Annotated in this window: 24 protein-coding genes; 2 read left to right on the plus strand and 22 right to left on the minus strand. The window is 40.4% G+C overall.

The genetic code is table 11. The annotated features are described in order from the left end of the window. Nucleotides 1-83 precede the first annotated feature (83 nt). The 11 genes from V471_RS01205 to V471_RS01255 form a co-directional block, all read right to left on the minus strand. Nucleotides 84-1826, minus strand: a complete 1743-nt coding sequence (locus V471_RS01205) for a DUF6287 domain-containing protein (protein ID WP_084871022.1) — start codon at nucleotides 1824-1826, stop codon at nucleotides 84-86. 9 nt (nucleotides 1827-1835) lie between these two features. Further along, on the minus strand, nucleotides 1836-2096 hold the full coding sequence (locus V471_RS01210) for a hypothetical protein (protein ID WP_002884593.1): 261 nt from the start codon (nucleotides 2094-2096) through the stop codon (nucleotides 1836-1838). Further along, the gene (locus V471_RS01215; RefSeq protein ID WP_084871023.1) at nucleotides 2097-2912 is read right to left on the minus strand and encodes an ABC transporter permease; all 816 of its coding nucleotides are present in this window, start codon (nucleotides 2910-2912) and stop codon (nucleotides 2097-2099) included. Nucleotides 2913-2920: 8 nt separating this feature from the next. Continuing rightward, nucleotides 2921-3706 (minus strand): ATP-binding cassette domain-containing protein, encoded by a 786-nt coding sequence (locus tag V471_RS01220; RefSeq protein WP_002891779.1) that lies wholly within the window; start codon nucleotides 3704-3706, stop codon nucleotides 2921-2923. Nucleotides 3707-3715: 9 nt separating this feature from the next. After that, nucleotides 3716-4228: a hypothetical protein gene (locus tag V471_RS01225; RefSeq protein WP_004183424.1), complete on the minus strand. Its 513-nt coding sequence runs from the start codon at nucleotides 4226-4228 to the stop codon at nucleotides 3716-3718. Beyond that, entirely contained in the window at nucleotides 4225-5823 is a 1599-nt protein-coding gene (locus V471_RS01230) for an Hsp70 family protein (protein WP_004183425.1), read from the minus strand. Before V471_RS01230 ends, V471_RS01225 begins: the two co-directional genes overlap by 4 nt. Nucleotides 5824-6147: 324 nt before the next feature. Next, a complete protein-coding gene (locus V471_RS01235) occupies nucleotides 6148-6843 on the minus strand; it encodes a hypothetical protein (protein ID WP_084871024.1) in 696 nt (231 codons plus the stop codon). 4 nt (nucleotides 6844-6847) lie between these two features. Then, the gene (locus V471_RS01240) at nucleotides 6848-7294 is read right to left on the minus strand and encodes a LytTR family DNA-binding domain-containing protein (protein WP_084871025.1); all 447 of its coding nucleotides are present in this window, start codon (nucleotides 7292-7294) and stop codon (nucleotides 6848-6850) included. Nucleotides 7295-7504: 210 nt separating this feature from the next. Then, the gene (locus V471_RS01245) at nucleotides 7505-9217 is read right to left on the minus strand and encodes a zinc ribbon domain-containing protein (protein ID WP_045769176.1); all 1713 of its coding nucleotides are present in this window, start codon (nucleotides 9215-9217) and stop codon (nucleotides 7505-7507) included. 51 nt (nucleotides 9218-9268) lie between these two features. Beyond that, entirely contained in the window at nucleotides 9269-10477 is a 1209-nt protein-coding gene (locus V471_RS01250) for a DUF6574 domain-containing protein (RefSeq protein ID WP_084871026.1), read from the minus strand. A 117-nt stretch (nucleotides 10478-10594) separates the two neighbouring features. Continuing rightward, entirely contained in the window at nucleotides 10595-11980 is a 1386-nt protein-coding gene (locus V471_RS01255; RefSeq protein WP_084871027.1) for a Cof-type HAD-IIB family hydrolase, read from the minus strand. Between the two features lie 71 nt (nucleotides 11981-12051). Between V471_RS01255 and V471_RS01260 the strand changes: the two genes are divergently transcribed. Next, a complete protein-coding gene (locus V471_RS01260) occupies nucleotides 12052-13020 on the plus strand; it encodes an asparaginase (RefSeq protein WP_041817278.1) in 969 nt (322 codons plus the stop codon). 3 nt (nucleotides 13021-13023) lie between these two features. Then, nucleotides 13024-13167, plus strand: coding sequence for a hypothetical protein (locus V471_RS11045; RefSeq protein ID WP_013991161.1), 144 nt, complete (start codon nucleotides 13024-13026; stop codon nucleotides 13165-13167). 51 nt (nucleotides 13168-13218) lie between these two features. On the opposite strand, the gene V471_RS01265 is transcribed toward V471_RS11045, so the two are convergent. The 11 genes from V471_RS01265 to V471_RS01315 all read right to left on the minus strand — a co-directional run bounded on the left by V471_RS01265 (nucleotide 13219) and on the right by V471_RS01315 (nucleotide 23438). Next, nucleotides 13219-13431 carry a helix-turn-helix domain-containing protein gene (locus tag V471_RS01265; RefSeq protein ID WP_002889236.1) on the minus strand — a complete coding sequence of 71 codons (213 nt, stop codon included), beginning with the start codon at nucleotides 13429-13431 and terminating at the stop codon, nucleotides 13219-13221. Between the two features lie 9 nt (nucleotides 13432-13440). Beyond that, nucleotides 13441-14049, minus strand: a complete 609-nt coding sequence (locus tag V471_RS01270) for a DUF2975 domain-containing protein (protein WP_084871028.1) — start codon at nucleotides 14047-14049, stop codon at nucleotides 13441-13443. Nucleotides 14050-14242: 193 nt separating this feature from the next. Beyond that, nucleotides 14243-14680, minus strand: a complete 438-nt coding sequence (locus V471_RS01275; RefSeq protein WP_004183441.1) for a hypothetical protein — start codon at nucleotides 14678-14680, stop codon at nucleotides 14243-14245. A gap of 243 nt (nucleotides 14681-14923) precedes the next feature. After that, nucleotides 14924-15682 (minus strand): ABC transporter permease, encoded by a 759-nt coding sequence (locus V471_RS01280; RefSeq protein ID WP_014632622.1) that lies wholly within the window; start codon nucleotides 15680-15682, stop codon nucleotides 14924-14926. Between the two features lie 2 nt (nucleotides 15683-15684). Beyond that, nucleotides 15685-16572: an ABC transporter ATP-binding protein gene (locus V471_RS01285; RefSeq protein WP_014632621.1), complete on the minus strand. Its 888-nt coding sequence runs from the start codon at nucleotides 16570-16572 to the stop codon at nucleotides 15685-15687. Beyond that, nucleotides 16559-16798 carry an Msa family membrane protein gene (locus V471_RS11405; protein ID WP_204321263.1) on the minus strand — a complete coding sequence of 80 codons (240 nt, stop codon included), beginning with the start codon at nucleotides 16796-16798 and terminating at the stop codon, nucleotides 16559-16561. The genes V471_RS01285 and V471_RS11405 overlap by 14 nt, the downstream gene beginning before the upstream one ends. An 858-nt stretch (nucleotides 16799-17656) precedes the next feature. Further along, nucleotides 17657-19675, minus strand: a complete 2019-nt coding sequence (gene recG, locus V471_RS01295) for an ATP-dependent DNA helicase RecG (RefSeq protein ID WP_045001436.1) — start codon at nucleotides 19673-19675, stop codon at nucleotides 17657-17659. Nucleotides 19676-19803: 128 nt separating this feature from the next. Continuing rightward, nucleotides 19804-20907, minus strand: coding sequence for an alanine racemase (alr, locus tag V471_RS01300; RefSeq protein ID WP_084871029.1), 1104 nt, complete (start codon nucleotides 20905-20907; stop codon nucleotides 19804-19806). 27 nt (nucleotides 20908-20934) lie between these two features. Continuing rightward, complete coding sequence (acpS, locus tag V471_RS01305; RefSeq protein ID WP_014632616.1) at nucleotides 20935-21288, minus strand: holo-ACP synthase; 354 nt, start codon at nucleotides 21286-21288, stop codon at nucleotides 20935-20937. Nucleotides 21289-21293: 5 nt separating this feature from the next. Next, complete coding sequence (locus V471_RS01310; protein WP_084871030.1) at nucleotides 21294-22322, minus strand: 3-deoxy-7-phosphoheptulonate synthase; 1029 nt, start codon at nucleotides 22320-22322, stop codon at nucleotides 21294-21296. 84 nt (nucleotides 22323-22406) lie between these two features. Beyond that, on the minus strand, nucleotides 22407-23438 hold the full coding sequence (locus V471_RS01315; protein ID WP_014632614.1) for a 3-deoxy-7-phosphoheptulonate synthase: 1032 nt from the start codon (nucleotides 23436-23438) through the stop codon (nucleotides 22407-22409). Between the last annotated feature and the right edge of the window lie 14 nt (nucleotides 23439-23452).

Here is a 23452-nt window from a genome sequence, read left to right on the forward strand (position 1 = left end):
AGTCCCCAGAAGTATAACTTCTGAGGACTTTGTCTTCAATCTGAGTTGAGATAATTTTATCTCAACTTTCAGATTTATCAGATCTAGTCAGCCTTGTAGTAGAATTGTTTGGCGTCAGATTGTGCACTTCCTGATTGGGTCACTAGGATACGGTCTTTGGTATTATCTGAAGCATCAGGATTATTTCCTGACACATTCGGTAATGTCGTACCTTTAGGGATGAAAAAGATTATTGCGCCATACATTCCTGTTCTTAGGCTCGCTCTCAGGTAGCCATTTTCAAGACTGGAATTAGCATTCTGAACCTCATAATCTGTTGGCGCAGTTACTTGATCCTTAGAAAATGTCAAACTATTACCATTCCCATTCTTCCAAGTCCCTTCGAGGCTTTGGAAGTTATTATCCTTGATAGCATTAACATCCATGCCTGTCTGTTCGGTCTTAGTTTCCGTTTTTGATTCTGTCTTAGTTTCTGATGAACTTGACGATGACTCTGATGATTGTGAAGAACTTGAAGATTCTGAGCTTTCAGATGTGCTAGCACTAGAGTAATGCTTGAGCAACTCTTGGTAAGCCTCTTGCATGTCATCTGGTGCTACCTTATAGGTCTGAACAGCCTTCTTATCGTAATTGCCCTTCCAGTAGTTCGTCACATAATAAACGGTACCGTTGGAGCCTAGAACGATTTGGTAAGAATCCTTATCTTGGTCAACCAAATCCTTATAGAGCTTGTTGTAGCCATTATAATTGCCACCAGTTTTATCATCAGCTGAAAAGTCCTTAAAGAGGGCTTTTTGTTCAGCCGCATCGTCTTCATACATCGCATGTTTCTTATCCTTCAAGGTATAAAGACGGAAGGATGATCTTGGGCTATAGTCTGCAGTCTTACCACTATTGTCATTAATCCCTAAAGCAAAGGAATCAACCGTGTTTTTATAGTCCTTGAAATCATAGTTTGAGACTTCCTTACCATTGATGATACCACTTGGAACACCAGTAACATGTTCATAGCCATCCGCATTGATGAGATTAGCAAGGATGGTAATCGTTTGGCTGCTACCTTTTTCCTTAGGTGCCTTAAATGACAGGAAGGTTGGACTACCATCATTGACCTTGGTGATGCTGTCAAAGCTACTTTGAACTAAAACAGCATCCTTGGCATAATCAGACTGATAGAGCCATTTCCCAAAGGCTTCTGTGATAGACTTAATGTCCTCAGTCGAATAGTCTGCAATATAAGTGGTTTCCTTATCACCATTGACATCAGTCTTAGTCTTGATATCTGCATTTGGCTTATTGGGATCGTTAGAAGACGATTCTGAGCTTGCATCGCTACCAGAGGATGAACTACTTGATTCCAAAATATCCTTAATAATGCTTTTAACTTGGCTACTTGAAGAACTAGACGAAGCCTCGCTAGACTCAACGACTTCAGAGCCTCCCTCAATCTGAGTATAGGTGTCTGATTCAGTCATTTCAACCTTCGCATCTCCTCCAGGTACCATACTTGGTGTGATACGGATAGTACCGTCTGAGCTACCGTTAGTTCCAGGCAACTTAAAGCTCAAAGAACGGTCTTCGCCGGATTGGGCATTAGCCTGATAAGTATCCCCGGTCTCCGTATTTTTGACTTCGTATTTGTCTCCCTTGATCTTACGAACTTCAAAACGCACCTTGTTCCCGGTATTCTTATCGACAACGGTTGTGGCATAAACTCTTGAAGACGATGTAAAAGCCGTGCTCTGAGTGTATTTTCCAAGTACCATGAAGACCAAAAAGACAATTAAGGCTAAACCGATAAACTTTTTATGTTTAAACTGTTTCATGAGGTCCTCCTAGATAAATAGATAGCCAACAACATAGCCAAAGAGAGCAATACAAATCAAGAGCAAAATTTCCAAAACTAAGAACCAGCTAAACTTGAGATCACCCAAACCAACCTTAGACAAAACTTGTCTGAATTTAGAATTTTTCTGTCTGCTCAAGCCACTCGAAAGAGCAAAACCAGTCTTAGCAGCTTCAGCAACTTCCTTATCGCTCGGCTTGCGACCATGCTGCACTTGGAAGTCAATCAGCCATTCATCATATTGTTGCATTTATTTCTCCTTCTTCTGAAGTGTGATGAAAAAGAGTAGGGCGTAAACGAGGCAATGAAGCACCAAGGCCCACCATTGTCCCCAGAATTCGCCTGTAGACCCTTGAAAGGCCTCCAACTGGCTCTTAGGGACAGGAACATGGTACTTAGCCAAGCTAGATGGCAAGTCTGACAAGTCACTAGAAATCCCAAAAAGCTTGTGGCCATAACCAAGATAGATAAATTTTTGTACCCAATCAATGGCCTTTGGCAAAGACAGGATAGTTCCCGACAATGAAAATTGCATGATACCCACAATGACTGCTAGGATAACAGAGGTAATCTCAGATTTGCCAACTAAGGCTGAGATAAAGAGGGCAATAAAATGCGACGCCAAGAAAACCAGGAGCACTGTAATCCCAACTTCCCAACGGTAGGAACCAAAAATATGACCAGCATCTGGAAATTCCTTGTCAAAGAACTTACTAAAGACAGAGTAAGATAGGATAAAGACAATGGTTTCCAAAACGGCAAAGAAGGCGTGAATCCCCATACTAGCCAAGGCGAAGGCTGAACGACTCAAACCTGAGAAAAAGTCACGGTTGAGGACCGAGCGTTCCTTAGAAATATAAATACTGTTTTGAACCACAATCAAGAGACTGGTTGAGAAAAGCAAGAGAAAGAGGGTCATTCGAGTTGTTTCGAAATCTTTCAAAAATCCCTTGTCTTGGATATAGAGGATTAAGCCTTCGAAAGCGACAATGCCCAGAAGAACCTTCACAAAATCCATGTAGTGGTGTTTAAATTTATACCAACTTAATCGTAATGCTGCGTTCATAAGTCTCCCTAAATCTTGTAAATACGTGTTGAAGCATTGAGCTCTTGGTAGACATCTGCTATATTCATATCCATATATTTACGAATCATATAAGGATCGCTAGTCTTGTATTCCAAAAGCAACTCTTCATAGGTTCCTGCAAATGTCGGACGTCCCTTAGACAAGAAGATGATCTTGTCAAAAATAGCCAAATTTTCTGTATTGTGAGTAATAACCACAATAGACTTGTTAGCTGATTTAGCCAAGATTTTCAAGGTACGTAAGAGATTACGATCACTAAGGGCATCCAAACCTGAAGACGGCTCATCAAGGATAAAGTAGGGACTAGGGCTAAGAAGCTCGATACCAATAGAGACACGACGTTTTTGCCCACCAGAAAGCTCTGAGATCTTCTTATTGGCAAATTCCGTCAACCCTAAATCATCCATGATGCCTGCAATGCGATGCTTTTTAGTCAGCTTACCACTCCCTTTCAGATGGTGGTCCGCATAAAAATCAAAGGTCTCAGATACCTTGAGGTACTCACGTAGGAGATTTTGTTGGGGTACATAGGACCAAGAGCGTGAACCCGCAGTCACAGGTTTACCATTTTCTAAAATACGAAATTGTTGGCAAGTCGGTTTAAGCTGGCCTAGGAGAATCTCTGTTAAAGTTGTTTTCCCTGAACCAGAAGCACCCAAGATACCGACAACTTGACCAGTCTCCATAGTAACATCCAAATCTGTAAAGAGCTGGTTATCATTTCCCTTATATTTGAAACAGATATGTTCAAATGTTAATTGATTGGTTTCCATTTATATCTCCTAAGACATAAGTAACATCAAAGCCACAATTAGAATGGCTCCGATAATAAGAACGATGACATTGATATTGAAGAAGAGAATCAAGCTTAGTAGAATCACAAAAGCGAAGGCCGCAAAGAGGTAATTTTTAAGAGGCGACTCTTTAGTCTGAGTCACCGCAACAGGTTCAAAAGGGATTTCCTTTTTAGCTGATAGATTGCTAGCATCAGTGGTCGTCACCTTCTCAACTTCCAAGGCCTTTCTCTGAGCCTGTCTAAGTTTTCGGTCATATTGTAACTTCTCATGGTCTGAGAAAAAGATTGAGCGAATCGTGTAGAGCTCACTGCGCAAACGCTCACCTTCTTTATCCAAGGTACCATTTGTCCAGAGCTCCTCCAGCTCCTCACGTAAAAAGGAAAGAGCCACGAAACAATCTTGAGCCGACATCTCTGGAGAGATGCGGTTACTGACCTCTCTTAAATAGGTCACTTCCTGTCCTGTCTCTGTATCAATTGCTTTGTAGTAGTCTATCATGAGATGAATTTAGCAAAAATAGCTTGAAGTTCTGACAAATCTTCCTTAACCACTTCTTGGGTTTGGTTGACTTGTGCATTGACTGAAAAGCGTGCCACAACAGTATTACTTCGAGGATCCGATACTGTCACGGTAACAATTTGTTCTGAGTCAAAGGCATAGGTGACTTGTGCCAAGAGCTCGCCTTTCTGACGAGGTTGTGGCACTTGCCCTTCCACTTGTCCCAAAATCTTCACAGCAAATGGATTCTCGTAATTTCCTTCTGTGATACGAAGCTTGAACTTGCTCTGTCCATCCACGACCGCAAAGAGATCCTTAGTAACAGCCAAAGGCAAGACCGAGTTACGTGGAACCACGACACTATTATAGTAGTCACCCACAAAGCTGTAGTTCTTATTTGGATTTTTCTTGAAGAGCAGACCGATTCCCTGAGAGGTCACATCCTTAACAACTACTCTATCTGTCTCAGTTGTCTTACCATCCTGATGTTCAGAGAAGCTAACCTCATTATTGACGATAAGGTCAGCCAAAATAGAAGCTCCCTGTGCCACGATAGTGTCTGGATTAAGGTCAAACTTAGGTTCCAAACCACTCATCAAGCGAATCATTTGACGAATCATTGGCATACGTGTTGACCCACCCACAAGGAGAATATGATCAATCTCTTCCCATTTTAAGCCAGATGCTTGAAGAGTAGACTGCACCTTGATTTCAGTATCTTTGAGGAGGTCCAAGGTAATTTCATTGAAAATCGCTTGAGTAATCAAGACACCGTAACCTTGACCATTGACATAGTGCTCATAGAGAGCTTGGTCATTCACAGACAGACTAGTCTTAATCTGCTCAGCCTTATATTGAAGTTGAATTTTTTCCTTCTCGGAAAGGTTAGTCATATTGACCCCTTGTTTTTCCAACTCCTGCATGATGTAGCCCACAAGACGCTTATCAAAGTCAATCCCACCAAGACGTGAATTCCCATCAGTTGCCAAAATATCATAGGCATGATCAGCCACGCGCATGATGGTAACGTCAAAAGTTCCTCCACCTAGGTCGAAGACCAAGACATTTCCTTGAGCATTTTTAGTGTGGGCATAGGCAATAGCCGCAGCTGTAGGCTCATTGATAATACGCAAGACATTAAATCCTGCGATACGACCAGCATTCTTAGTTGCTGCACGTTGATCTGACGTAAAGTAGGCAGGCACTGTGATAACAGCATCCTTGATACCATCTGCTTGCCCCATCTCCTGACCAACTACATAAGCGCGTTTACGAAATTCGTTCAAAACCAAGGCAGAAAGAATAATAGAATTGACACGTGTGTGGTCTGGTGTATCACTGGCAATTGGACGCCCAATATCACGTTTAAAGTCAAATTTAAAATTTTCTGTACTTCCGATTTCTGTCCCACGCTCAATGGCTTCCTTACCAAAAGACACATGGTTTTGTCCACCAATATTTGAGAAATAAACCGCTGAACGTAAGACCTGATCGTCATTCGTCCCCATCGGAATAATCTCTGGCATATCTTCACGAACAACAGCCATAACGGAATTCGTTGTTCCTAAATCAATACCAATCGCTTTTTTTCTCATAACAATTTCCCTTCTAGCCTCATTTTGAGTTTACTTGACTATCGCTCCAAGCAGGCATCTGCTTAGATTGTCTCCATTCATCGCTGTCACATAAAACTCCAAAAGAGTAAAGTTATTCCAGTCTAGTTTTTTCACTATACTATAGTATCACAAATAAAGAGACTATAAAACAGGAAAAAAGGGGGTAGGACCGAACAACTTTTTACAAATTGTTCCTTGTCCCACTCCCTTGAGTGTCAATCAATCTGATAGATTGGATGAACTTATAAATACAGAGGATATGATCTTCCTCATTGTCATGTTTAGAGCAACTTCTCTCCTAACTTAATCAATCGAACTCTCACCAACATAAATGATTTCTAAATTCCCCAAGGAAACATCCCCTTTGATGTAGAAGTCCTTGCTAGTCAAGTTGCTAGGATTTTCCTCATGCTGTACAGCTGAGAGAGAATTATCCACATTCACATGTACTCGCCAATCACTAGGCACATAGAGACTAAGACTTCCAAGAGAAACGTCCACATCAAACTGGGCAGATGGCCCCTCAATACGGCAATTATCAAAATAGACGGAAGCCTGTCCTAAACTAACATCTGCACTCCCATGCGTAAATTGCTGGTCATTAAGATACTTGGTCACTGATGAAAAAGTGACATCAATATCATTTCCTCCATTATTAGCGTCTGAACCAGTTACACCCAATCCAAAACGATTCTTTGTTTTACCAGAAGAATTGAAGAGAATGTTCAAGCCAATAACTGCAAGAACAGAAGAAAAAATAACGACCGAATTAGATACTGGAAGAAAATGGAACTGTCCATTGAGTGACAAAAGAGCCACAATACCATAGGCGAAACCAAGACCAAAATGTCGCTTCAAAAGACTAGAAAGGGATAAAATAGCCAGTAAGACCACCCAGGCCAACATCCAAATACTAATTTCCCATTTTATAAAATAGTCTTGTACAATTACCAAAGCTGCCAAAAGGATCAAGAGGATCCCAATTAATTTCTTTCTCATTATCTTACCTCATTTCGTTTAGTCGTTCTTTTAAAACTTGATAGTAGCGTCTTGATACATGGACCTGCTTGTGGGTCTGATAGAAATTCACCGTGCTGGTCCCTGAAAAAGACTTCTCCAAAGAATAAATCTGCTTAGCATTAACAATCGTCGATTTGGAAATCCGACAAAAGGCAATCGGAAGCAATTCTTCCAATTCGTAAAGCTTTTGCTTTACCTCATAGGCCTCATCCTTAGTATGACCATAAATTTTCTCCCCGTCTGTTTCAAAAAAGAGAATATCTGCCAAATCCAGAAAATATTCGCTTCGTTCCTTGTAAAAGGCTAAAGGAACTAACTTTTGCTTTAGAATAGACTCTTGGAGCTGGGCTAATTCCTGTGTTAACCGAGGAGCTCGAATCAAGATTTCAGGCTCATCCATGGATAGGTCTAATTCGATTCTAACTTTCATAAGACTCCTTTCCTGTCCTTTTGATGCTTCCATTATAACAACTGCTTTACACAAAACAAGGCCTTTGGGGTAAGTGGCACAGTTTAGCCCCTAAGAGGTAAAAACGGGCAAACAAAAGAACCTGGCAATTACCAGGCTCTCATTTTTAGTGTGGCGGTCTAGCCTCCTATTTGTAATCTGTTCAATGCTAACTAACTGAGCAAGCAACTACTACTTCACAGTATCCTCACGACTCACTTTTTGTGATTCACCAGCCTTACCATTGATACGGTAGTCGCTGTAGTTAGAACCACTACTACTAGAGTCACTATCGTCACCAACATATTCCACATTACATGACCAAGAGATTTTATCTTTGATATCTCCTGATGACTTGAATTTCGAATCATAACCATAATAGAAATCATAAACTGCTGTGAAGGTTACCTTGAAGGTCTTCTCACCAGTCTGAACGACTTCTGTGACGTCAACGTCTGAGAAAGAAATACTATCAGCAGCACGGTTTTTAGCACCCGTAGTATTTCTATCAATATCAGCCGTTACATCCTTGTACATGGTATCATCAGTACCATTAAGGAATATGTCGGATACACCATCTGGTGTCGTGTTGTGATTAGAAGCGTAGCTACCAAATTTACCGTAGGCAGCAGTCAAGAGACGATCTGCCGTATCACGATCAAGAACACCATCAGCATCTAGAGTCACCGTTTGGCCTTCAGAAATTTTCTTAATAGACAATGTCTCTGTCTTGATAGAGCTACCATCTTCGAAATTCTTCTTGACATAAACGGCTGATGATCCAGCTACTGCTACCTTGTTAACATCTAGTTTCCCTGAGTTGAGGGTTCCAATCTTGGTACCACCAACGTAGAGGTCTCCATCCTTAAGATTAGACTTAACAGTAAAGCTGAGATACTCTACAGAGAGATTGACTTCTGTTTTAGAGGTCACATTTTCCTCAGATGAGACAGTGATATCTTGATCATTGACCTTACCAGAAGCCACAAAATTGTAGGTTCCTGGATAGAGATGATTCAATTTAGCCGTGTAGTTATTGCCATCTGTGGTCGCGTAAGAAACCCCGTTAATAGTCACATTCAAATCAGCTGTATTAACAGTCAAATCAACCGTTCCAGGATCTACCACGACTCGCCACTTAGGAAAAATAAGGAACTGACGTCCAACCTTTTGCATACGTTCGCCAGACATGAGTTGGCTCTTGCTATAGGCTTGTGTACTTTTAGTGTCTGTGTACTTGACTTCGGATGTTTTAATTTCCTTTTTAGTATCAGACCATACTTGGTATTCCAAGCTATCTTTAAAGCTCTTCTTAGCTGCTGCTTCATAACGTTCTGCTACTTGACCACGTGAGTAGTAATAAGAACCAAAGCCGTAACCAGCAAGTGCTAAGACTGCTGCAACAACACCAGCAATAATCAGGATTTTCTTCCCTTTAGCCATGGCAGGCTTGGCTGGTTTCGCAGCCTTACCATCTGAGATAAATTGATGGATGGTTGACACATCATAACCTGAAGACTTACCAAGTAGGAATTCCTCAGGAAGAGGTTGACGCCCAACATAGGTTTTAAAAGCCTTCATCCAGATAGCTTGTGCTTCTTTAGAAGCGGCCTCTGAATTTTCTTCAGCTTGAGATACTGGTGTAAGCTCCTCAGTTTCTAAAGGAGTCGTTTCCTCTTCATCACCAAGCGGTACATCTTCAAACACTTCCTCGGCAACGTCATACTCATCCACTTCTTCTGTTGGTTCAGAAGGAGTGGCTTCTTGGTCCAAGCCCATTGCCGCAATGCCTTTAATAGCCTTTAAGTCAAAGTCTGCTTTCTGGCCTTCTTCAATCTCCAAAGCATGGGGCGGACGACCAACTGCCTTTTCAAATAAATCAATCCACTTTTCTTTTGTTGCCATAAAGACTCCTATAAACTTACTTTTTCAAAAAATGCTAGAGGTTTACTTAGATTAGAATAGAAGCCCCACCATAAATGATGACATAATAGTAAATACGATTGCAAACAAGATTGACAAAATTACACCATTCAAAAGTGCTGCCAAGATCATTTGATAGAACTTATCAGCCTTCCACGCTGTTGTTACAGGAACAATTGTAAAGAGGTTTGCAAGTGCAAATAAGAAGTAAACAACATAGAACAAGAAAAGTGGGAAGCCAACAAGTCCAATAGCTCCGAACAAGATTGTTACGAGCAAGATTGGCAAGGCCAATGATGTCAAGCGACCAAAACGGTCAAAGCTATTCAAGAAAGTAGTCTCAGGATCACGGAAGATGGCCTTACGTGTCACAAACCCTGCCAAGATGAAGGCAAAGATGAAGAGGAAGGCAGCTAGAATACTTGCGAAGAAAGCTCCAAAACCAATGCTAGATGTATGGCTTGAAAATGAAGATGAGTAACTATCTGTTCCGTAAGAACCAAACATACTAGACAATGCGTTTGTTGTTGATACAACTGGGCTAACAAATTTACGTGCCATAGCGCTCAAGATTGCAAAGAAGGCAAGTCCAGTGAAGAGTGACAAGAAGATATAGTTAAGCCAACCATTGTGTTTACCATAATCTGTCATGTCAGCTGGACGACGCCATGCATTAAGCAACCATGTCCAGTAGTTTTTGAAAGTAGTAGCAAATGCTGATGGTTGCGCTGGTACAACTACAGCTTGACCATTGATAAATTGAACGTTTTGACCTGGTTGAAGAGGTTGACCGTTAGCAAAAGCCGCTTGTTGACCAGCTTGAGGATTGGCAAAACCAGCTTGTGGTTGCGCTGCTTGATTTGGCACTCCTTGTACTGGAGTAGCTTGAGCACCCGCAAAGGTTGGTTGTGCTTGGGCTGCCTGAGCATTTGCAAAAGGAGCTTGCGCTGGCGCTTCTTGGGCACTCGCAAAAGTCGGCTGTGGTTGCGCTTCTTGGGCACCAGCGAAAGTCGGCTGTGGTTGCGCTTCTTGGGCACTCGCGAAAGTTGGCTGTGGTTGCACTTCTTGGGCACTCGCGAAAGTCGGTTGTGGTTGCGCTGGCGCTTCTTGTGTTGGAGCAGTTTCTACTGCTGGTGCGTCATCTTGGAACTCACCAGCTGCAAGTGCTGCTGCAATTTCTTCTTCAGTCGCTGAACGACCATTGATGGCTTCAAAAAAATCTAACCAATCTGCTTTAGTCATAACAATCTCCTTAAAAATACATAGAATGACTTCATTTTATCACAAATAAAGCCATTAATAAATGTCATTTTTATTAGAAAAAGGTTCGGAGCAAGCTGTCCAAACCTTTATATCTTCTTATCTGTTTCTTTGTAGAGATTTTTGAATCTGACGATCCAGCTCACGTTTAATGTGTGGTTCTGGTGCAAATCGCTCTTCCCAGTCACTTGGTTTAAGAATTTTGTGGGTCACAGGATCAAAATGGGCTTTTCCATCTGGGAAAATTTTCCCCATATTAGCCTCATGAACCGTATCAAAGAAAGGTTTAGGATCCACCCCCATAAGAACAAATGAACCATAGGTCAAGTAAAGCAAGTCAATCAAAGCATCCACCTGACCAACCATCGTTGACTCTGAGTGCTCTTTAGAACTAACTTTGAGGGCTGCCTTATCAAGAGCAGCATGCAAATCCAGAACAGCCTGACCAAAGACACGCTTGTCCCCACCTGATGAAGCATAAAGGAATTCGACAATTTCTTCCAACTTGAAGTCCGCACGGTGACCAGCTTCCTCGATACCGTAAACACGAGGCATGTCGTTAGTTGAGCCATCCATCAAATGGTGGAAATCCTTAACCTTGTTGAAGTTGTCATCATCACTGGTAAATGAATTTTCTGTCTCAAAATGAATCAAACCGTAGTGTGACAAGGCTTTGGCAATCCCATTTTGGTTATTAGTATCAGTGACATGGGTAGCCTGGTCTTTCAGCTCGTCTTCACCATTACCCATGGCAACACCAATGCCGACGCCAGACAGCATTTCTAGGTCATTTTCCGAATCCCCAAAGGCCATAACCTCACTGAGTTCGAAACCAAAAACCTCACCTAGATGAGCGATACCTTTCAACTTAGATTGGTCCGCTGAAATAATATCGGCTGAATAAGGGCTTGAACGGGTAATCTTCACATGAGGAAACTTTTCTTCAATATCTTGTGTTTCCCCCACCGTCGCTACCATAACCACCTGATAAATAGGCTCACGCATGATAGTCTTAAGAGTCTCAATACTTTGTGGCTTGAAACGACGAATCAAAGACTTGAAACTACGTTCCACCATCTTAGCCCAGGACTTAGGGACAATACGGCTAACGATTTGCCCAAACTTACTCGTTCCCATACTAATAATATTGGAACCAACAAGACCTGTGCTAGTCCCTAGAGAAATCTCTCTACGGTGCTTGGTGGCATAGCGAATCAAGTTGTAGACTGTTGATTTAGGGAGCTGATTTTGATACAGTACCTTGTCATGAGTCAAAATATATTGACCATTATAAGTGACTGCAAAATCCAGACCCAGATTGTCCATGAAAGGCTGAACAAATCCTGGCCCACGACCTGTTGCCAAACCAACTAAGATACCATCTTCCTTCATTTGACTGATAGCTTTTTTAGTCGAACTTGACACACGTTTTCGGTCATTTAGAAAAGTCCCATCAATATCAAAAAAGACTGCTTTAATGGCCACAGAGCTCCCCTCCTTCTAACATTTTATGCTAAAATAAATTATAACACATAATACAATGGTGAGTAATATAAATGAAAAAAAAAATCCTAGTCCTTCACACTGGAGGAACAATTTCCATGTCAGCAGATAATGATGGCAAGGTCAGTCAAAACGATGATAATCCCATGAACCATGTGGGACTTGATTTAGACAATTTAGAACTAACCGTTCTCGATTTTCTTAATATCCCTAGCCCACATATCACACCCTACCACATGCTGGATATTTACAAAAAAATCAAGGAAACAGCTGGGCAATATGATGGGGTGGTCATCACTCATGGGACAGATACTCTGGAAGAGACAGCCTACTTCCTAGACACCATGGCCGTTCCTGAAATTCCAATCGTTTTAACTGGTGCCATGCGTTCGTCGAACGAACTAGGTAGCGACGGAGTCTATAACTATCTCTCAGCTCTACGCGTTGCTAGCGACGACAAGGCCGCTGACAAAGGAATCCTGGTCGTGATGAATGATGAAATCCATGCAGCCAAGTATGTGACTAAGACCCATACCACAAACGTGGCAACCTTCCACACACCAACTCATGGTCCACTAGGAATCATCATGAAGCATGACATCCTCTGGTTCAAAACTGCTGAGCCTCGGGTTCGCTTTGATTTGGAACAAATCACAGGAACAGTCCCAATCATCAAGGCCTATGCTGGGATGGGTATCGGAGATGGAATCATCAGTCTCCTAGACCCTGAAAAGATTGACGGCGTGGTTATCGAGGCCCTAGGTGCTGGAAACCTCCCACCACTAGCTGCAAGAGAAATTACGTCACTTATGGACAAGGGAGTTCCCGTTGTACTCGTTTCCCGTTGCTTTAACGGTATCGCCGAACCAGTCTATGCCTACGAAGGAGGTGGCGTTAAACTCCAAGAAGCAGGCGTTATGTTTGTCAAAGAACTCAATGCACCAAAAGCCCGCCTCAAACTCCTCATCGCACTTAGTGCAGGACTTGAAGGCCAAGAATTGAAAGACTATATCGAGGGGTAAGACATGAAACTTAGCATTGAAGCAACCGATAAATTGGAAAACAAAGATTTCCACTATGAGCTGACAGTCTCAAAAACACATATCGCCATGGTCTGTGGCACCGTGCTAGCCAGTCTAGCCCTGGTCGCATGGCTAAAGAAAAAATAAAAAAAGCTTGAAGCATCGTCACGAGAAAGGTGACTGAACTGCTTCAGGCTTTTAGTTTTCTTCGTCTGGTCTATATTCAAGAATATCTCCTGGTTGACAATTCAACTCCTTACAAATAGCGTCCAGTGTTGTAAAACGGATTGCCTTGGCCTTGCCTGTCTTAAGAACCGAGAGATTGGCTGGGGTAATACCAATCCGTTCTGCAAGCTCACCCGAGCGCATCTTCTTCTTGGCAAGTTCAACGTCCAAATTGACAATAATCATAAGCCCCTCCTAAATCGTGTACTCATTTTCCTCAGCAATGGCATTAGCCTTGGTCAAAATCATAGCAACAGCATAGAGGACAAAACTAACTAGCAAATAACTGATGTTAAAGAAACTATAACTATGGCTGCCTGTTCCAAATGTAAAGATACCATTATTGATAAAAGCCCCAAGAACTAGCAAATGCGCTGACCAACGAACCAACTTAGCATTTTTAGCAATGAAAATATCAGAACGATAAAGATTAATCAAAAAGGCACGTAGACACAACAAGAATCCTATGTTGACTACCATACGAAGGAAATCAATGGTTGCTGTAAAAATCGTCAAACTAGAGCCGTTGCTTTTTACAGTAACTCCTGGACCGAGAAGCATCCGCAAACCTTGTTGTAAGAGTCCTTCATGACCAGTCAGAATAATGGCATCAGTAAGAATGGTGATTACAAGACTTAAAAAGCCCACAAAAAGGAGAACATTGACGAATAGGAGAACACTACGCAGACGTTTTTGTTCTTGCGTTTCCTGGCGACTTTTGGCACTTTTGGCAGATCTCCAACCATAATAACTAGAACCAGCTAAGGCTAGGACGATTAAAACATAGAATAAGATAGTTTTCATGTGTTACCTCAATTGTAAATACATTTTGATTTTTTTGGAGAATAGACTAGAAAAAGCCAAGGTGCCTCTAGGAGCCCTTGACCTCGTTCTAAATCATTAGCTAACTATTAACAGTATCAATTATATCGAATATCAATATAAAATACTAGTTTTTAGATAAGATTTTACTACTTTTCAAATAAGAATTATTCAATTATTTGACCGCTGTTTGTCCCTTACGAAGACGAATCGCATCACAAGCTAGAGAGACCAAGAAGAGCCAGACTGATGTACTAAAATCCATTACAAGGTGATTAGTCATTCCCAACTGCAGGAAGATATTCAAGGCTGATGGCACAAAGGTTAAGAGGGCAACCTTTTTCAAGAAAAGAGAGAAATCTTCTGTCCAAAGTGCCTTCCAAGTAAAGGATTTAAGTTCTTTACGAAGGAACCAAATCAAGGCAAGATAGAAGGCAAATTGTAGCTCTGCGACCAGCCAGTAACCCCAACCAGAAAGGTAATGAACCTCTGCACCTGGGAAAAGGCTAGCCACATCCACAAAAGGAAGGATAGGTAAAGCAAGCATTGCAAGACCGTAGATTGCCATAAGAAGAATAAGAAGAGCGTTGATGATTAATTTAAGTGTTTTCATGATAAGTATTTCCTTTGTTAAATAGTTTTTAGTATATAATTTCTCTGATACTGTCAATAAAGTTCATTCTATCACGATCTGCTAAACTGCCCATAATTAAAGGCAAAGCAAGTGTAGATAAGGCACCGATAATACTTAGAATTAATCCTACTATAAATAAAAAGTACTCAGGTATAAGAAAGCGTCTAATTTGAGATAATACTGAAGAACTTTTTTTACTCTCCATAATAGTACCTCAACCCACTAATACTCAAGTCTACTGTAAAAATATAAAGAAGCAATATACAAAATTGCATAGTAGACTACAAATAATAACATAATAAGTAATATACTACTATTAAAAGACATATGACCTAACACATTAACATAACCGTTCGGAAACACATATTTTAGCGAAGCAAGTTGTGGAGCTATAAAAGAAAAAAGTGCAAAAATAATTCCTACAAGCATAGTGAATCCATTTGTCAAGATAATTGATGCCAGACTGGCAACTAATAAACACAACAAAAACACCAAAATAGTCCCTAAAATACTAATTACCGTATACTGTACATCATCAATTTTGGAAGGCCAAAACCTACCTGATGTATATGGTTTATGAACCAAATAAACATAATAAGTAAACAATGATGAAAAGAAAGTTATTACTATATACAATATTTGAAACAATAAAATCGCTCCTAACTTTGCATTTAAAATAACTTTTCTACTAATATCTTTGTAAAGATACATAATACCACTTGTAATTTCATCCCTAAAAATCGTACTTACAATATAAATAAAAACTACTAATGGCAAGGTCATTTGGTACTGAGTAAATAAAACTGCACTAAAAAACTCTAAAAAGCTTAGTGACCCTACTGGGGCGCTCAATTGCATAAAATTGGTATTAAATAATCCTACAACAATTAATAGCATTGGGAAAAAGCTAAAAGCTAACGCAATTTTTGATTCTTTTTTCTTCAACAATGCTTTAAAAAAAGGTAATGTTAAGTAATTCATTCCTATTCCTCCACAAATAATCTTTCTAAACTATCCTTTTTAGATAAAACATTATTAATTAGCTTAGCAACTGCAAGTTGTTCCAAGATACTATTTAATGCTTCATTATTTACAGAATTATCAATTTCAATATTATTTTCACTATACTTTAAGCTATATTTTTTCACAAGATTCTCTATCAAATGATTATCTTCATCTCTGAAAATCTCATTCAGCTCTATTATAATACTATTTTGCTCCGTACTGATTTTATCATCAATTATCCCTGATTCAATGAAAAGATAACGTGTACACAAGTCTTCTAATTCTGCTAACTGATGACTAGATATTATCATTGATGTTTTATTAACTTTTGACCATTGTTTTAAAATTTCCAATAAATTTTTAACACCGATAGGATCTAAACCCACAAAAGGCTCATCTAACAACACAAATTGAGGTTCCGTAACAAGAGCCAATGCTAAAGCAGTTCTTTGTTTCATACCAAAAGAAAAATCTATAGGTTTTCTATCTTTAGCTTCCCAAAGTCCGACTAATTTCAGTATTTTTTCGATATTATCTTGATACTGTTCTTTCTTATGAATTTTAAGATATAACTTTAAGTTTTCTTCAACACTAATTTGTGGAAAGAATACAGGTTCTATCATGATTCCAAAATCTTTAAGAATATTATCTTCTTTAAAAATGTCCCTACCATTAAAAAAAACATTCCCTTCTGTAGGATTTTGAGATTTTGCTAATATTTTGAGCAAAGTACTCTTCCCTGAACCATTTTTACCTACTAAACCTATAATATCTCCCTCTTCAATCGTAAAAGTAGCATTTTCTAAAGAATAAAAAGCATTACCCTTATATTTTTTTCCTAACCCTTTAACTTCAATTATTGCCATTTTTCTTCACCATACGTTCCATAACTTTTATACTAATATACTCTACCAAGAAATAAAGTAAGGCTACAAATACAATTTGAGAAGGCTCAATTAAACTATTATTTATCTTGATATACATTTCTCCACTTGTTATTGTATTTTTTTGAATAAAACTAGTCCAGACACTAGAACCTTTTAAAAATAGCCCTATAATAATGTAAGCAATTAAAGAGATTGCTGGAAAAATTCATCAATATCTTGCTTTTGGGCTAGGAAGTTAAGCAGTTCTGTGCTAAACTGAGTCATAGGAATAAATCTCTTTCTAGTAATGTGTTGCAACTCTACTATAACGGATTTATTCCTTTTTGTGTTTACACAACTTATTTTACACTATCATTTCTCTTTTTCGCGAATAAGATTGTCTTTATCGAAAACTTATTATCGTTTATCGATAATTATATATTACACTCTTTATTTCTCCTTGTCAACAACTTTTATCGTTTTTCGATATTTTTTATCTAAGATTCAAAAAAATAGAAAAACCAGCTAAGAAAATCTTAACTGGTTACCTTACTTATGTTAATCACCTAGACTGGTCATACTTCCGTCTAGACTTGTTATGATTTTAAGAAGAGGGGTTCTACGTTATGAAAAAAAGGAAAAAGGGATTTTGGAAAATGAGGGATGAAAGTTGTAGAATATGGGTAAATTTAGCCTCTTCCTGGCATCAATATTAGTTTTGATAAACCTTAAAGTCTTGAGGATGCTTTTGGAAATTTGGGTTGTATGTTACTTTAATTTTTACTGTCATTGTTGTTTCCTCCTTTTTAGGAATGGTTTGGCCTAGCCAAAACGTTTTATTATCAAAACCTATCTCGTTTTGATGGTTTTATTATAGGATCTCTAACTTAAAGAAAGCTTGTAATAAGCTTGAAGGAAACTTAAAACTCTCAGTGAGTTCACTGAGAGTGCTTGTGTTTATATCATGGATAAAATAAGATAAAAACTGCAAAATAAAATATAAGACCTATCAGTAGAAGAAAGAAGGGATGAAAGATAGCAAAAAAATCGAGTTTTAACCGCTTCTTTTTCATGGGTTTCCTCCTCAGTCAAACTCAGCTTGCCTTCTCAAATGTGCTTCTAGCACCTGCCAAGTAGGATTTTCACGCCAGTTAGGGTCAGATACAATTTGGCTGGCCACGCGCCTTGCTTCTTCTAGGATATTATAGTCTTCCACAATGTCAGCCACCTGAAATTCAGGAATACCTGACTGCCGTGTCCCAAAAATCTCTCCTGAGCCACGCATTTTAAGGTCCTCTTCTGCTAGAACAAAACCATCCGTAGTCTCACACATGGCCTGCATGCGTTTTTTACCGATATCATTTTTAGGATTAGCCACCAATACACAGTAAGATTGCTTGTCGCCACGACCTACACGGCCTCGAAGCTGGTGAAGCTGGCTAAGTCCAAAACGATCCGCATCCATAATGACCATAACCGTGGCATTAGGTACGTTAACTCCCACTTCGATAACTGTGGTTGATACTAAAATCTGAGATATTTTGTTCTTAAAGTCCTGCATAATTTGGTCTTTTTCATCATTTTTCATGCGACCATGCATCAGAGCCACCGTAGCTGAATCTCCAAAGAACTCTGTGAGTTCCTGATGAAGGGCAACAGCATTTTTCAAATCAAGAGCCTCAGACTCTTCAATCAAAGGAGAAATAAAATAGACCTGAGCATCTTTTTCCAACTCGCTCTTAATCCAAGTCAATACGGTGTCTAGTTGCTCATGTTTAACCCAACGGGTAATAATGGGCTTACGCCCAGTTGGCATCTGGTCAATGATTGACACATCCATCTCCCCAAAGGCAGTGATTGCCAAAGTCCTAGGGATAGGGGTTGCTGTCATCATAAGAACGTCAGGATTGTCTCCCTTCTCGCGGAAAATACGACGTTGATTAACCCCAAAACGGTGCTGTTCATCAGTAATCACCAACCCAAGTTTATGATAAGTCACCGCATTCTGAATCAACGAGTGAGTCCCCACAATCATCTGAGCCTCCCCAGATTCAATTTTAGAAAGAGCTACTTTCTTATCTGCCGCCTTCATCCCAGAAGTTAAGAGGACTACCTCTAGTTCAGGAAAAAGTCCCTGCAAGCTCTGATAATGCTGCTCTGCTAAGATTTCCGTCGGAACCATCAGGGCTGACTGCAATCCTGCCGTATAGGCCCCATACATGGCAAGACTAGCGATAACTGTTTTCCCTGAGCCCACATCTCCTTGCAAGAGACGGTTCATATGAGCCCCAGATTTCATATCAGCTAGGATTTCTGATAAACTACGCTCCTGAGCCTCGGTCAAGGGGAAGGGCAAGGTAGCAATCTTGGCTTTGATTTTGCTTTCATCATAAGTAATTGCTAGACCATTAGTCTCTGACTTATTCTCAGCCTTTAGCACCTGTAAATTCATCTGGAAATAAAAGAGTTCTTCAAACTTTGTTCGGCGTAGAGCCTGCTTATATTCAGCCAAATCTTTAGGAAAATGCATGGCACGCACAGCCTCTTGACGCCCCATGAGACGATACTTGTCCATAAGCATCTGGGGAAGACTTTCCTCCAACAAATTCAGCGCCCCACTATCAAAAGCTGCTTTTATAGCCTTTATCAGCTGGGCCTGACTAACCCCCTGAGCCACATGGTAGACTGGCTGCATATCGTCCTCAACTTGAGCCAAGACTTTCATACCAGTCACTGCAGACTTCTTCTGGTCCCACTTGCCAAAGATAGCCACTTCTGCCCCCATCTCAATCTTGTCCACAAGATAAGGCTGGTTGAAGAAACTAATAGCAATCACTGCCTCCCCTTGTTTGATTTTAAAACTCAGACGATTACGTTTAAAGCCATAATACTGCACATTGGCAGGCGTCACCACTGTTCCCGTAATGACCGCCTTGTCTCCATCCATCAGTTCAAAGATGGACTTACTCTTAAAATCTTCATATCGGAAAGGAAAATAAAGCAAGAGGTCTCCAACTGTGTGTAAATCTAATTTGGTAAATTTTTCAGCGGACTTAGGACCAAAGCCCTTCAAATCTGCAATTGGTGAATCTAGTTGAATCATATTCTATATCATTTCTATCGAGTTCTGTTCCTCCTGAAAGAGGAAGCCTTATCAGCTATTATAACACATGGAAATAGTCTCCCTAAAATCAAAAAATCCAGTATCAAACTGGATTTCCTTTTTTTATATTAGTCATAGCTACGAGGTACACGATCAGTAAGTAAACAAAGGACCTCGTAATTGATTGTGCCACGTTTTTCAGCCACCTCTGTCGCAGTGATGCTTGCTCCACCATTTTCACCCATAAGAATGACAGGAGTTCCTAGGGGATAAACCTTAGGAAGACGAACGGTAATCTGGTCCATAGACACACGCCCAACAATAGGACAAAACTGTCCATCCACAATAACGTGGAAACCTTGTAAATCTCTGGTCCAACCATCCGCATAGCCAACTGGAATGGTTCCAATAACCTCATCAGCTGTCGTCGTATAGGTTGCACCATAACCCACATCTTGACCTGCTGGCAGGATCTTAACATGAACAAGCGCTGTCTCCAAGCTTAAAGCAGGACGAATGTTATAGGGAAGTTCTAAAGCACTGCCACTAGGATTGAGACCATATATCACGACACCCAGACGTACAGCATTAAAGACTGTTTCTGCATGCCAGATACTCGTCGCAGAGTTGCTTGCATGTACCAAGCGAGGGCGGTCCACCAAGTTATTAACCAAATCCGTGAAGAAGGCCAATTGACGCTTGAATTTACTATCATCTGCCTCATCAGCTGTTGCAAAATGGGTAAAAATACCTTCGACATCCGCACCAAGTGCCTTCAGACCAGCAATCAAGCTATCTGCATCTCCTTGGCTACGCACCCCAATGCGTCCCATGCCTGAATCAATCTTAATATGACAGGTCAAACCAGTCAAATCAAGCCCCTGATCCTTAGCCATTTCCAACCACTCAAGCGAAGCTACCGTCAGAGTGATGTTTTCTTGAATAGCCAAAGGAGCCTCGTCTGGCAAGACGACTCCTAAAATAAGTATCGGTTGCTCTAAGCCAGCTTGACGGAGTTCAAGTGCCTCGTCTAGGTTGGAAACACAAAAACCATCTACCTGTTTAGACAAATGCTTGGCCACCGTAACAGCACCATGACCATAGGCATTGGCCTTAACAACTGCAAAAGTCTTTACCTTTTTAGGAATGTGGCTAACCACTTGTTCAATATTTTCTGAAATTGCTGATAGATCAACCTTTGCCAAGGTTGGTCGATGTAAACTTGAGATCATAAGCTATCCTCTTCCAACATCTATCTCTTAGTTTTTTTCTAAAATGACACTTGCCTGAACAAAATCACCGCTATGGGAAATCGAGATGAAGACATTGCCTTCAAAAGGCGACTGGGTCACCACTGGCGCTCCCTTGTCATTGGTCAAAATTTCAATATCCTTAAAGCCGACTGCTCCAATACCTGTACCCCAGGCCTTTGAAAATGCTTCCTTACCGGCCCAGCGACCTGCTAAATAGGACATCTGACGATTGCCAGAAAGGGATTCAAAACGCTCCCACTCTTTTGGTGTCAATACCTTTTTTGCAAAGCGTGGATTGCGGTCATAAGCCTTTTTAACAGCTGAAATTTCCTGCAAGTCTATACCATGTCCAAAAATCATAATTGTTACGAAAGTCTATTGTGGATTTCACGAATAAGGCTATCTGTCTTATCCCAGCCAAGACATGGATCTGTGATTGATTTACCATAAACTTCAGGTGTGTCCTGACGACCATCCTCAAGGTAAGACTCAATCATAAAGCCACGCACGGTATCCGCGATACGCTCATCCCACTCACGGTTAAGAAGGACTTCTCGCACAATGCGAACTTGTTCCATGAAGTTTTTACCTGAGTTATCATGGTTTGTATCAACAAGAATAAATGGATTTTCCAAATTAAATGCACTGTACTTGTCCAAAGCCTTAACCAAGTCTTCGTAATGGTAGTTGACAATGTTCTGACCATTTTCATTGTTGGCACCACGCAAGATAGCGTGAGCGAGCGGGTTACCATCTGTTTTAACTTCAGCGCCATTGTAAAGGAAATGCTGTTGGTTCTGCGCAGCATAGATACCATTAAACATGACATTCAAATTTCCTGACGTTGGGTTCTTCAAACCAATTGGCACATCAATACCTGAAGCTACAAAGCGGTGTTCTTGGTCCTCAACCGAACGTATTCCAACAGCGTGGTAGCTAAGTAGGTCATCAAAGAAGGAAAGATTTGACGGATAAAGCATCTCATCAGCGATTGGGAGGCCTGTTTCAGTAATAATACGTGACTGAAGGTGGCGAACCGCCTTAACTCCAGCAAGAAGGTCTACATCACCCTCTGCATCTGGTTGGTGGATAAGCCCCTTATAACCATCCCCATTAGTACGAGGTTTAGCTGTATAAACACGCATAACAATAAAGATTTTATCTTTCACTTCTTCCTGAAGTTTGGCCAAACGGTGAGCATAGTCAAGAACGGCTTCTTCATTATCAGATGAACATGGGCCAATAACCAAGAGAATACGTTTGTCCTCACCCTTGATAATTTTTGCCAAAGCCTCATCATTAGCCTGTTTAGTTACTAGTGCGTCTCCCGTAAGAGCATGCAATTTCCTTACTTCCGCTACATCAATCAGCGGACTATTTTGATGAATTCCCATCTTTTTCCCTCTCTTTGTGAAAAGAGAGCGAACCGCTTGGTCATCCAAACGGTTCACTCCCCATATATGGTTTCTGTTACCTTATTATTTTGACAAAGTATCGTGGATTTCACGAATCAATTCTTCTGTCTTATCCCAACCAAGACATGGGTCAGTGATTGATTTACCATAGACATCTGGCGCATCTTGACGGCCATCTTCAAGGTAAGATTCAATCATGAAACCACGTGCAACTTTGTTGATTTTTTCATTCCAGTCACGGTTAATCAAGGTTTGACGAACGATACGGATTTGTTCCAAGTAACGTTTACCTGAATTATCATGGTTTGTATCAATAACGATGAATGGATTTTCAAGGCCCATTTGTTCATAGTGTTCGATTGTTTCAAGAACATCATCATAGTAGAAGTTAGGCACGTTTTTACCATATTCATTCGTTGAACCACGAAGAATAACGTGTGCCAATGGGTTACCTGATGTTTCAACTTCTTCACCGTTAAAGAGGAAGTTTTGTTTGTTTTGTGCAGCGTAGATACCATTAAACATAACGTTAAGGTTCCCTGATGTTGGGTTCTTCATACCAGTTGGAACATCAATACCTGATGCAACAAAACGGTGTTGTTGGTCTTCTACAGAACGTGCACCGATGGCAATATATGACACAAGGTCATCTACCAAAGGAAGGTTTTCTGGGTAAAGCATTTCATCAGCAGTTGTGATACCAGTTTCAGTGATAACACGGTAGTGAAGATTACGCACAGCCTTGATACCATTGATTAGGTTTGGTTTACCTTCAGCATCAGGTTGGTGGACAAGCCCTTTATAACCATCACCATTTGTACGAGGTTTAGCTGTATAAACACGCATAACCATAAAGACTTTATCTTTAACTTCTTCTTGAAGTTTAGCCAAACGGTGAGCATAGTCAAGAACTGCATCCTCATTATCAGATGAACATGGACCAATAACCAAAAGCGTACGGTCATCTTCACCCTTGATGATTGCTTCAAGCTCTTTATCACGAGCTTGTTTCTTGGCAAGGGCTTCACCTGTCAATGTAGTTGATTCTTTAACTGCATCAAAATCAATTTTTTCACTTACTGCTTTAAAAACCATAATAATTACCTATT

Source organism: Streptococcus salivarius (assembly GCF_002094975.1).
GTDB lineage: Bacteria > Bacillota > Bacilli > Lactobacillales > Streptococcaceae > Streptococcus > Streptococcus salivarius_D.

What these genes read in the sequence shown, in the direction of transcription:
- V471_RS01205 (WP_084871022.1), bottom strand. Translation starts at nt 1,826, where the DNA reads ATGAAACAGTTTAAACATAAAAAGTTTATCGGTTTAGCCTTAATTGTC.
- V471_RS01210 (WP_002884593.1), bottom strand. Translation starts at nt 2,096, where the DNA reads ATGCAACAATATGATGAATGGCTGATTGACTTCCAAGTGCAGCATGGT.
- V471_RS01215 (WP_084871023.1), bottom strand. Translation starts at nt 2,912, where the DNA reads ATGAACGCAGCATTACGATTAAGTTGGTATAAATTTAAACACCACTAC.
- V471_RS01220 (WP_002891779.1), bottom strand. Translation starts at nt 3,706, where the DNA reads ATGGAAACCAATCAATTAACATTTGAACATATCTGTTTCAAATATAAG.
- V471_RS01225 (WP_004183424.1), bottom strand. Translation starts at nt 4,228, where the DNA reads ATGATAGACTACTACAAAGCAATTGATACAGAGACAGGACAGGAAGTG.
- V471_RS01230 (WP_004183425.1), bottom strand. Translation starts at nt 5,823, where the DNA reads ATGAGAAAAAAAGCGATTGGTATTGATTTAGGAACAACGAATTCCGTT.
- V471_RS01235 (WP_084871024.1), bottom strand. Translation starts at nt 6,843, where the DNA reads ATGAGAAAGAAATTAATTGGGATCCTCTTGATCCTTTTGGCAGCTTTG.
- V471_RS01240 (WP_084871025.1), bottom strand. Translation starts at nt 7,294, where the DNA reads ATGAAAGTTAGAATCGAATTAGACCTATCCATGGATGAGCCTGAAATC.
- V471_RS01245 (WP_045769176.1), bottom strand. Translation starts at nt 9,217, where the DNA reads ATGGCAACAAAAGAAAAGTGGATTGATTTATTTGAAAAGGCAGTTGGT.
- V471_RS01250 (WP_084871026.1), bottom strand. Translation starts at nt 10,477, where the DNA reads ATGACTAAAGCAGATTGGTTAGATTTTTTTGAAGCCATCAATGGTCGT.
- V471_RS01260 (WP_041817278.1), top strand. Translation starts at nt 12,052, where the DNA reads ATGAAAAAAAAAATCCTAGTCCTTCACACTGGAGGAACAATTTCCATG.
- V471_RS11045 (WP_013991161.1), top strand. Translation starts at nt 13,024, where the DNA reads ATGAAACTTAGCATTGAAGCAACCGATAAATTGGAAAACAAAGATTTC.
- V471_RS01265 (WP_002889236.1), bottom strand. Translation starts at nt 13,431, where the DNA reads ATGATTATTGTCAATTTGGACGTTGAACTTGCCAAGAAGAAGATGCGC.
- V471_RS01270 (WP_084871028.1), bottom strand. Translation starts at nt 14,049, where the DNA reads ATGAAAACTATCTTATTCTATGTTTTAATCGTCCTAGCCTTAGCTGGT.
- V471_RS01275 (WP_004183441.1), bottom strand. Translation starts at nt 14,680, where the DNA reads ATGAAAACACTTAAATTAATCATCAACGCTCTTCTTATTCTTCTTATG.
- V471_RS01280 (WP_014632622.1), bottom strand. Translation starts at nt 15,682, where the DNA reads ATGAATTACTTAACATTACCTTTTTTTAAAGCATTGTTGAAGAAAAAA.
- V471_RS01285 (WP_014632621.1), bottom strand. Translation starts at nt 16,572, where the DNA reads ATGGCAATAATTGAAGTTAAAGGGTTAGGAAAAAAATATAAGGGTAAT.
- recG (WP_045001436.1), bottom strand. Translation starts at nt 19,675, where the DNA reads ATGATTCAACTAGATTCACCAATTGCAGATTTGAAGGGCTTTGGTCCT.
- alr (WP_084871029.1), bottom strand. Translation starts at nt 20,907, where the DNA reads ATGATCTCAAGTTTACATCGACCAACCTTGGCAAAGGTTGATCTATCA.
- acpS (WP_014632616.1), bottom strand. Translation starts at nt 21,288, where the DNA reads ATGATTTTTGGACATGGTATAGACTTGCAGGAAATTTCAGCTGTTAAA.
- V471_RS01310 (WP_084871030.1), bottom strand. Translation starts at nt 22,322, where the DNA reads ATGGGAATTCATCAAAATAGTCCGCTGATTGATGTAGCGGAAGTAAGG.
- V471_RS01315 (WP_014632614.1), bottom strand. Translation starts at nt 23,438, where the DNA reads ATGGTTTTTAAAGCAGTAAGTGAAAAAATTGATTTTGATGCAGTTAAA.